Raw genomic sequence first — 7,958 nt, 5'->3', positions numbered from 1 at the left:
AGATCCCGGCTCGGAGGCCGGGATGACAATATTTTTTTGGCCGGGATGACTGTATTTTGTTGGCCGGGATGACAGGTAATTAAAGTCATCACCACATGCCACAACCCCCGTCATCCCCGCATGCTAACCCCTTCGTCATCCCCGCATGCCAATCCCTCCGTCATCCCCGCATGCTAACCCCTTCGTCATCCCCGCATGCTCCTGAGCGGGGATCTCCTTAAAAGGCTATTTAAGCGGAGTCAGACTGTTTGGGAGATACCGGATAGATACTTCGTATCTTCCGGTATGACGGAATTATAAATAGTCATCCCCGCATGCTTTTGAGCGGGGATCTCCTCAAAAGGCTATTTAAGCTGAGTCAGACTGTTTGGGAGATACCGGATAGATACTTCGAATCTTCCGGTATGACGGGAAGGTGGGAGATCCCGGCTCGGGGGCCGGGATGACTATATTTTATTGGTCGGGATGACTATATTTTTGCCAGGATATTCTTGCTATTTCAGCGCTTTGATAATTTGTTGGCTTTGATGCTCTGCCAGAGTGAGTTCGGTGTAAGTGGAGACCACCTCATCGCCATCATTTATCAGCTTGTTTTGATAAGTTAACCAGCAGTGGGCTTTTAATTTTCCTTGCTGTTTTTTTACGCCAAAATGCAGGTTTAACGAGTAGCCGTAACGCGCAAGCAACTGTTGTTGAACCAAGCATCGGCGTAAGCAATTTATCGTAAATATATGATTACGCGCCGCCATCTCACTAAGCTGAATCGCTTTTGCAAGAGGAATATGTAGTGAACGCCCACTTTCGCTATAAGCACTATTAAATATTACGTTTTTCCATTTACCGTAGGAACAATACTGAATAATCAGATGCCATTTGGCAAACTGACACCAGCATAACCAAAACCAGCGACGCTCAGCCGCTGGTAATGACAGTAATTGTTTACAGCGCTTAATCACTTACTATATCGGCCAGATTAGCCTCTTCGAGCTGTTTTAACAGTTCATCTAAATCGGCTTGTACCTGAGCTGTCGGCACGTTGTAATCGGTTGCTATATGCTGCGCAATTTCCGGGGCAGACTTACCCTGCTGCATGAGCTCGAGCATGTCGGCGCCAACGCTATTAAGGGTAAAATACTCGCCAGATTCAGGCTCTAATAACACCATCTCATCTGCAACTTTTTGCAGTAATAAATCTGGTTTTAGTTGATAGGTAGCCATGTTTTACTCCTTTATTTACCTGACTGCGTTTACTGCCGATTTAACTCACCGTTTTCTAACTTATAAACCACGTCGGCAACGTTAGATAGCGTGGGATCATGAGAGATCATGATAACGGTAAACCGGGCAAACAATCCATGAAATTCCTCTTTAAAACTGAGTCTGGCTTGCTCATCTAACATAGAGGTTGGCTCATCGAGTAACAAAATCCTTGGTTTCAGCAACAACGCACGAGCCAGAGCAATGCGTTGCCGCTGCCCGCCGGATAATTTGATGCCGCCCTCTCCTACCTGAGTGTCATACCCGTTAGGTAAACGCATTATGATATTGTCGAGGCCTGCCTGGCTGGCCGCTTTGTATACCTCATCGGCTATCGGGTTTGCTAAGCCATAGGTCAAATTTTCAAAAATGGTGCCATTGAGTAGCAGTACATCCTGCGACACTAATCCAATGGCCGACCGTAACGACCGAATAGTGGTATGTTGCACATTAAAACCATCGATAATGATTTCGCCGGAAACCGGTTCGTAAAAACGCATGATAAGATGCAATAAAGTGGTTTTCCCGCCGCCGTTTTGCCCGTATATCAACATGTTTTGTTGTGGCTTGAGATGAAAGGATACATCTTTCAGAATCTCGCCGCGCTGCGCAAAACCAAAAGACACTTTATTAAATACAATGTCTCCGTCTTTAATTTGCGCGGCAATACCGCCAGAATCACGCGGTTCGCTTTCAAGGTGATACACGTGCAGTAGCCGTGCAGATGCGCCGATAACCTGCTGAAGTTGCCCGTAAAGGCCTGCCAGGGATCCCAGCGGCCGGGTAAATACAATACCGTAGAGCAGCATTGTGATGAGGTCGGGAATTCCCAGAGAGCCGGCATTAAACTTTAATACGCTCATGATCACCACAATCAAAATACATATTGAGGCCAGAAACTGAATGAGCGGCGAAAGCAGAGCCTGTAAACGAAATTGTTTTGCTCTGAGTGCCAGTACTTCATTGGTTCGTTGCCTGAATTTAGACGACTCATCCGCTTCTTTATTAAACGCTTTGATTAAGGATATAGCACCAATGTTTTCACTGGCCTGTGCCAGCGTATCGGCCTGGCGCTGCACCAGTTGCTGAGAAATCGGCTGCATTCCCCGACTTACAAACTTTAATATCACGTAAATAAGCGGCACCAGAAAACAAATTAACAAGGCAATAGTGGGTTCAATCATGTACATCAGAATAGAGGCGCCAATTAATACCAGAATGTTCGGGATCAAATTGGTCAGTACACTGGACACAAAAAAACTGACTACGGCCAGATCGTTAGTCAGCATAGACAGCACATCACCGCGCTTATTTTCCTGGAAATACTGAATGGGTAATACCTGGATGTGATCATACAGCCGGCAGCTGAAATCTGCCATTAACCGCGCCCCCACCAAGTTAACGTTGTAACTGGAGAAAAAGCGCAGCGCAGCTTGTCCGGCAAATAACCCTATCCATAGAAAAAGATATTTTAGGTGGTTGTCATTGAGGATAGTGACTTCATCTAAAAAAGCCTGTGACTGCTGACCAATTAAATATGGCAAACTCAGTCCCACCGCGGTTTCACTCACCATGAGCGAAACAACAATAACAAACGACCATTTATAGGTCTGAAATACTTTTAAACCATAGTAAACGCGCAGTTTATCGAACATTGAAGCTTCCGCAGTTGGCGCCCGCTAAACCGAGCGCGGTGCTGTTTTTTTTGTTATGAATCCTTACTTTACAACAGAACCTTTTGGGGTGATACAAATCAGGCCAAGGAATTGGATATTACTGATGTGATTTTTAATGCTGACTCTTGTTTACTGCACAGAAAAAGGCCCCGTATGAAACGGGGCTGAAATGGGTTCACACAACACAGAAATGGAAGGAACACTGGTTGTTGCCTGGAGGGAACAACAACTCATCCATTGGTTAGTTACTATACAGCGTTATTTTTGATGTTGGTTATTACCAGTGTTTGCCAAGTATTGTTTTTTATAAGTAGATTTTGGGATTTATTAATAAGTTATTTGGAATGAGTCAGACTGTTTGGGAGATACCGGATAGATACTTTTTATCTTCCGGTATGACGGGGAAGACGGAGATCCCGGCTCGGGGGCCGGGATAACAGGAATGGAAATAGTCATGCCCGCATGCTCCACCTCCGTCATCCCCGCATACACCTCTTTCGTCATCCCCGCATGCTCTTGAGCGGGGATCTCCTCAATAGGCTATTTAAGCGGAGTCAGACTGTGTGGGAGATACCGGATAGATACTTCGTATCTTCCGGTATGACGGAAAAGAGGGGATCCCGGCTCGGAGGCCGGGATGACTAAATTAAACCGGCCGGGATGACTGATTATTTTTGGCCAGGATGACTGAATGATTTTGGTTGGGATGACGGAAAAAGAGGTAAACCAAGTCCCTCAAATTACAGCAATTTTACTTTAGGCAGGTGCCAGGTAATTAACTCTGCAAACAATGAGGTTGCCCTAATGTCTTTACTTAAGGCGCCCCCCTCACTGCTTTGACGTTTTTCTATCAAACCCACTTGCCAGGCTAAGTCCAGCCAAAACCTGAGTATGTATTCAGACGGCAGCTCCACCCCGGGAATTTCAATCACCGGTTTTTTTTCATCAGGGAATGTCCGTTCGAATAACTGCTGATAATCCCGGCTATGCCGCCAGGAATCTCCCAGTTGGTAGAGAATGTATAACGAAAAGCCGATACTGGATTGATAAAATGCACAGTTTTCTTCGTCACCGGCGAGATACGCCAGATTGAAATCTGTGATGTATGTGGTAAAGAGGGTTTCGTAAAGTTCTGTAACAGCGTTTTGGTCGCCTTGTTGTATTCGCTCGTAAAGCTGCCAGGCAGCGTTAAGTGGTTTCCAGTAACCGCCATGTTTGCGGATAAGCCCTGCAAGAGCAAGAATACAGCGTGCTACATGCAAATGCGCAAAGTCTTCTTCTTTATTGATGGTTAAAAGCGAGATCCCCGAATCTATTTCCTGCTGGTATTTTTCGAAAATAGTGCGGCACAGGTCGCGGGGTAAATTACCGGCAGCGGTGCATTTAATGCCATCCGGGCCCAGAGCACCGAGTAGATTTATCGCCAACCAGTAAAGGGGCACAGCCATTAGCTGCGAAACGCGTTTGAAGTCACGGGTTAGTAATGCAGGCGCCTCAAACGGGGTGGTTAGCAGCTCCCTTGCCTGGGTTGGCGTTAACCCAAGCAAATCCTCGCGGGGCGAATCGTTATGCTCCTGCATGAAACTATCAACAAAGGCCTGCGCTTCATCCAGCGATTCAAACTGTTCTTCAGACATGGCCTGCGATAAAGCCTGATTGACTTCTCGGGCCGGATTGACTGACTCTTGCTCTCGATCGCCGTAAAAATCTACCACCGTAATATCGGGCAGTGATGTTATTTCGCCTTTTTCAAGGGCCTTTAAGCGCTGCAAGTTTGTTTCGGCCAGCTCGTAATCCGGATCGATGGCCAAAGCCTGATAAAATGCCCGCTTAGCGAGTTGGTGCTCTCCTAAATACATCTGGCAGATCCCCAGATTCCCGTAGCTCTGTACATGTTCAGGCTGGCTCTGCGTAACCTTTATAAAGCACGGGATAGCGTCGCTAAACGATTGATTTTCAAGCAGCGATACGCCTTTTTCAAACTCTTTGGCATCAGCAAAATATTGCTTGAGTGTTACGTGCTCTGGAAGGGTCTCTTGTATCAACAATAACCGCTCGCGAGCGGGGCCGTATGCGTCCAGCTCTTCGGGTGAGGCGCGTTCGATCGACTCGTAAAAAGCTTCTAACGATTCTGTTATAAAACCGCTTTTCTCTGCACAGAGCCCAAAGTTGAAATAAATAAACGCAGCTCCATAGCCTTTACTAATCGCTTTTTTTAGGTAAAGGTAGCCGTCTGAATGGTTATTATCTATATAAACAGCCGCCAACCCCTGCATGGCAAAGCTGAGTCCGTGTCGAGGGTATTTTTTTACGGCTTTTTTAACAATGAAGCGGGCCAATTTGGTATCGCCAACGTCGATTGCATCTAAAAATTCATCCAACCGTACGGCTAGTTTGGCGGTGTCTTTATCTGTTTTTGTCACAAGAATCTCGTTGTAATAACTTACTTTTTGGTCACTTTAGCATAGGGTTAACAGACTAAAAACTAATACGGCGACATGCAGTAACTCTTACTCACCGCTGGCCGGAAACAGGTGTTTTGACAATGTCAGCATTACAGTGCCTAACTGAACAACCGTAGCACCAATCAGGGCCATCACCACGGTTTGGTCGATAATTCTATCTTTTAATGTGGAATCAGTTACCCAAGCCAGAATAGCCCAGTCGGCAATCAACATAACGCCAACAACACCGATAACAGTAAGGTTTAGTAATTTAAACAAACCAATAATTTTGCGTATTGCGTCGCGACGAGTTTCGCCTGTTGCTGCCGTTTCAAGCATATCTGCGGTATGGGCTAATCGATCGATGTCAGCACCGTCAACATCAATCGAATCAATAAGGATAGTCGTTGAACTTCTCTGGTCATCCCCTGACATAGGTTGTCCTTTAGCTGTTAAGTATTAAGCGCTCTTTCTGATGATTTCGGGCGTTCTCCACTACCACCCCGTGATCTTTATCGGCAGCGTTAACCATGTAGTACGCCAGTTTAAGTGCCTTTTTATACACCGCAGCATTGGTTGATACACCAAAGCCTTTTTGCAGTTCAGCTAACAGCCTCAATGTATCTTCGTCTAAATCAATCGACGTTTTTTTACTTACTTTTTTCTCTGGTTTCGACATCTGCATCTCCGTTTAACAGAAACAACGTTACATAAAAAATATATATTTAATATGTAAAAAATCAAGTTTACCGTGTGAGAAATAACATACTCATTCCGGTGTTTTGCCTTTCTTTTTTATCCCGGAAGTTTCGCCTTCCTTTATTACCCCCTCATATCACCACCTCCGTCATCCCCGCATGCTCTTGGGCGGGGATCTCCTTAAATGGCTATTTAAGCGGAGTCAGACTGTTTAGGAGATCCCGGCTCAAGGCCGGGATGACTATATTTTATTGGCCGGGATGAGCACTTCGTGATCTCAATGTGGGGGATTCTTTTCTCCTGATAATCAGGGATGTGAATCCAACTTACCCTTCGTACAGTTTGCGTACAGCGCTATTTACTCAATAGACTTGAAACGCTAAATTACTTTACACAACAATATGGCAAATAACACCGGGATATATACATGGATAGTATTCCAACATCACTCACTTTTGTGATTGGGTTCTTTTTGGTAATCATTTCTGGTGGCGCATTGGGGGGCTTTATTCAGGCCCTTTCATCAAAAGGGTCTTATAAATTAAGGCGCTACCACAATCCTCAGAGCGCTATTACAAGCGATAAACCGAAACATATTGATTTAGGTTGGTACGGTTTTATTCTAGCAGGCTCTATTGCAGCAATACTGGCTATTGGTATTTTCACTATGTCAGGTTCTGTGGATTTCTCAGCCATATCCTCCAAGGCTTTTGACGGTAAAAAAGAAAGCCCTATTATAATTCCGCCACAGTTATTTACTTCGTCTCACCAAAGAAATGCCGAAGAAATAAGCAAGATTATCTCTGTGATCAATGCGCATAATGAGCGAATAGAGGCCGATAGTAAATCTTCTACCGATGCAGCCTTTTGGTCATGGATTAAGTTACTCGGCCTATCGATACTAAGTGGCTTTGGTGGTGTAGGGGTAGTTTCTACTGCTTATAAAAAATATGCACCTCAGGATGAAGTGGATGAGCTCAGAGATGAACTGGAAGAAGAGCGTAAGCGTATAATTTTAAATTCTATCGATGTTAAAATTCAAAATATCAGAGACCTTATAAGTAGTGGCCAAAGTAATGAAGCATTGATACTGAGCAACGAATGCCTTGAAATTTCGCCCAATAATCCCAGATTACTGGGTAATAAAGCCAGAGCACTACGGGGCCTCAATAAAATGCATGAAGCAATTGAGGTGCTGGAGAGTACATTTAACATAGCTGATATGTCTAATCAGCTCAGAGCAAGACTGTTAGTTAACCTTGCCTGTTATAAAGTAATCGTAGAATTTGAGAAACAGCCTGTTGAATATCAAGAAGAGAATTTTGTTGAAATAAGGCGTATACTGGATAGCGCAATAAACTGTGATCCACACATTAAATCAGCCATTGCGAACGATACGGATCTGGCGAAGCTGAACAGCTTGAAAGATTACGGCATAATGTGGTTTCATCAGCTGGTGTGCGAATAATACGAAAGGTAAAAAAGACATAATGAATCGAGAACTAGACATAATTTAACCCTCATCCCTTAGTATTTTTAAAGGGAATCAATTAGTTATCTTCTTCTTATTTGATGCTTGTATTGCATCGAAGCTCTACTTGTGTTGAAAACAAGCGCATATTTGATTTTGCCTTCTTCATCAAATGGCGGAATCCCATCCCCCCAGGGCAAGATCGTACTTTTGTTAAATTACTCTGATATCTGATCGATTTAATTCGTTATATTTATCATCATTAGTGTGATCAAATAGTTTTTTTGATGACACGAGTTAATTATGAGTTTTCTAAGCCATTTTTCAGAAGTTACCGATCCCCGCACGCAAATTAATGTTCAACATGACTTTATTGATGTGATATTTCTGACTGTGAGTGCAGTCCTTTCT

7 protein-coding genes are annotated in these 7,958 nt (G+C 44.2%); 1 reads left to right on the top strand and 6 read right to left on the bottom strand.

Translation table 11 applies throughout. The annotated features are described in order from the left end of the window. Window positions 1-494: 494 nt before the first annotated feature. From C6Y40_RS09050 to C6Y40_RS09025, 6 genes are all read right to left on the bottom strand, one after another. The gene (locus C6Y40_RS09050; protein ID WP_105934317.1) at window positions 495-956 is read right to left on the bottom strand and encodes a lasso peptide biosynthesis B2 protein; all 462 of its coding nucleotides are present in this window, start codon (window positions 954-956) and stop codon (window positions 495-497) included. After that, window positions 949-1,218, bottom strand: a complete 270-nt coding sequence (locus C6Y40_RS09045) for a PqqD family protein (RefSeq protein WP_105934316.1) — start codon at window positions 1,216-1,218, stop codon at window positions 949-951. The genes C6Y40_RS09050 and C6Y40_RS09045 overlap by 8 nt, the downstream gene beginning before the upstream one ends. 29 nt (window positions 1,219-1,247) lie before the next feature. Beyond that, complete coding sequence (locus C6Y40_RS09040; RefSeq protein ID WP_105934315.1) at window positions 1,248-2,912, bottom strand: ABC transporter ATP-binding protein; 1,665 nt, start codon at window positions 2,910-2,912, stop codon at window positions 1,248-1,250. A gap of 761 nt (window positions 2,913-3,673) precedes the next feature. Next, window positions 3,674-5,356, bottom strand: coding sequence for a tetratricopeptide repeat protein (locus tag C6Y40_RS09035; RefSeq protein WP_105934314.1), 1,683 nt, complete (start codon window positions 5,354-5,356; stop codon window positions 3,674-3,676). 87 nt (window positions 5,357-5,443) lie between these two features. Continuing rightward, complete coding sequence (locus tag C6Y40_RS09030) at window positions 5,444-5,812, bottom strand: hypothetical protein (protein WP_105934313.1); 369 nt, start codon at window positions 5,810-5,812, stop codon at window positions 5,444-5,446. A gap of 10 nt (window positions 5,813-5,822) precedes the next feature. Further along, a complete protein-coding gene (locus C6Y40_RS09025; protein ID WP_105934312.1) occupies window positions 5,823-6,056 on the bottom strand; it encodes a hypothetical protein in 234 nt (77 codons plus the stop codon). Between the two features lie 447 nt (window positions 6,057-6,503). Between C6Y40_RS09025 and C6Y40_RS09020 the strand changes: the two genes are divergently transcribed. Then, window positions 6,504-7,544: a tetratricopeptide repeat protein gene (locus C6Y40_RS09020; RefSeq protein WP_105934311.1), complete on the top strand. Its 1,041-nt coding sequence runs from the start codon at window positions 6,504-6,506 to the stop codon at window positions 7,542-7,544. Window positions 7,545-7,958 lie beyond the last annotated feature (414 nt).

Source organism: Marisediminitalea alba, from assembly GCF_002993365.1.
Lineage (GTDB): Bacteria > Pseudomonadota > Gammaproteobacteria > Enterobacterales > Alteromonadaceae > Alteromonas > Alteromonas alba.
The sequence above is the reverse complement of the archived record's forward strand: the minus strand, read 5'-3'. Positions and strand labels throughout refer to the sequence as shown.

What these genes read in the sequence shown, in the direction of transcription:
- C6Y40_RS09030 (WP_105934313.1), bottom strand. Translation starts at nt 5,812, where the DNA reads ATGTCAGGGGATGACCAGAGAAGTTCAACGACTATCCTTATTGATTCG.
- C6Y40_RS09045 (WP_105934316.1), bottom strand. Translation starts at nt 1,218, where the DNA reads ATGGCTACCTATCAACTAAAACCAGATTTATTACTGCAAAAAGTTGCA.
- C6Y40_RS09025 (WP_105934312.1), bottom strand. Translation starts at nt 6,056, where the DNA reads ATGTCGAAACCAGAGAAAAAAGTAAGTAAAAAAACGTCGATTGATTTA.
- C6Y40_RS09020 (WP_105934311.1), top strand. Translation starts at nt 6,504, where the DNA reads ATGGATAGTATTCCAACATCACTCACTTTTGTGATTGGGTTCTTTTTG.
- C6Y40_RS09040 (WP_105934315.1), bottom strand. Translation starts at nt 2,912, where the DNA reads ATGTTCGATAAACTGCGCGTTTACTATGGTTTAAAAGTATTTCAGACC.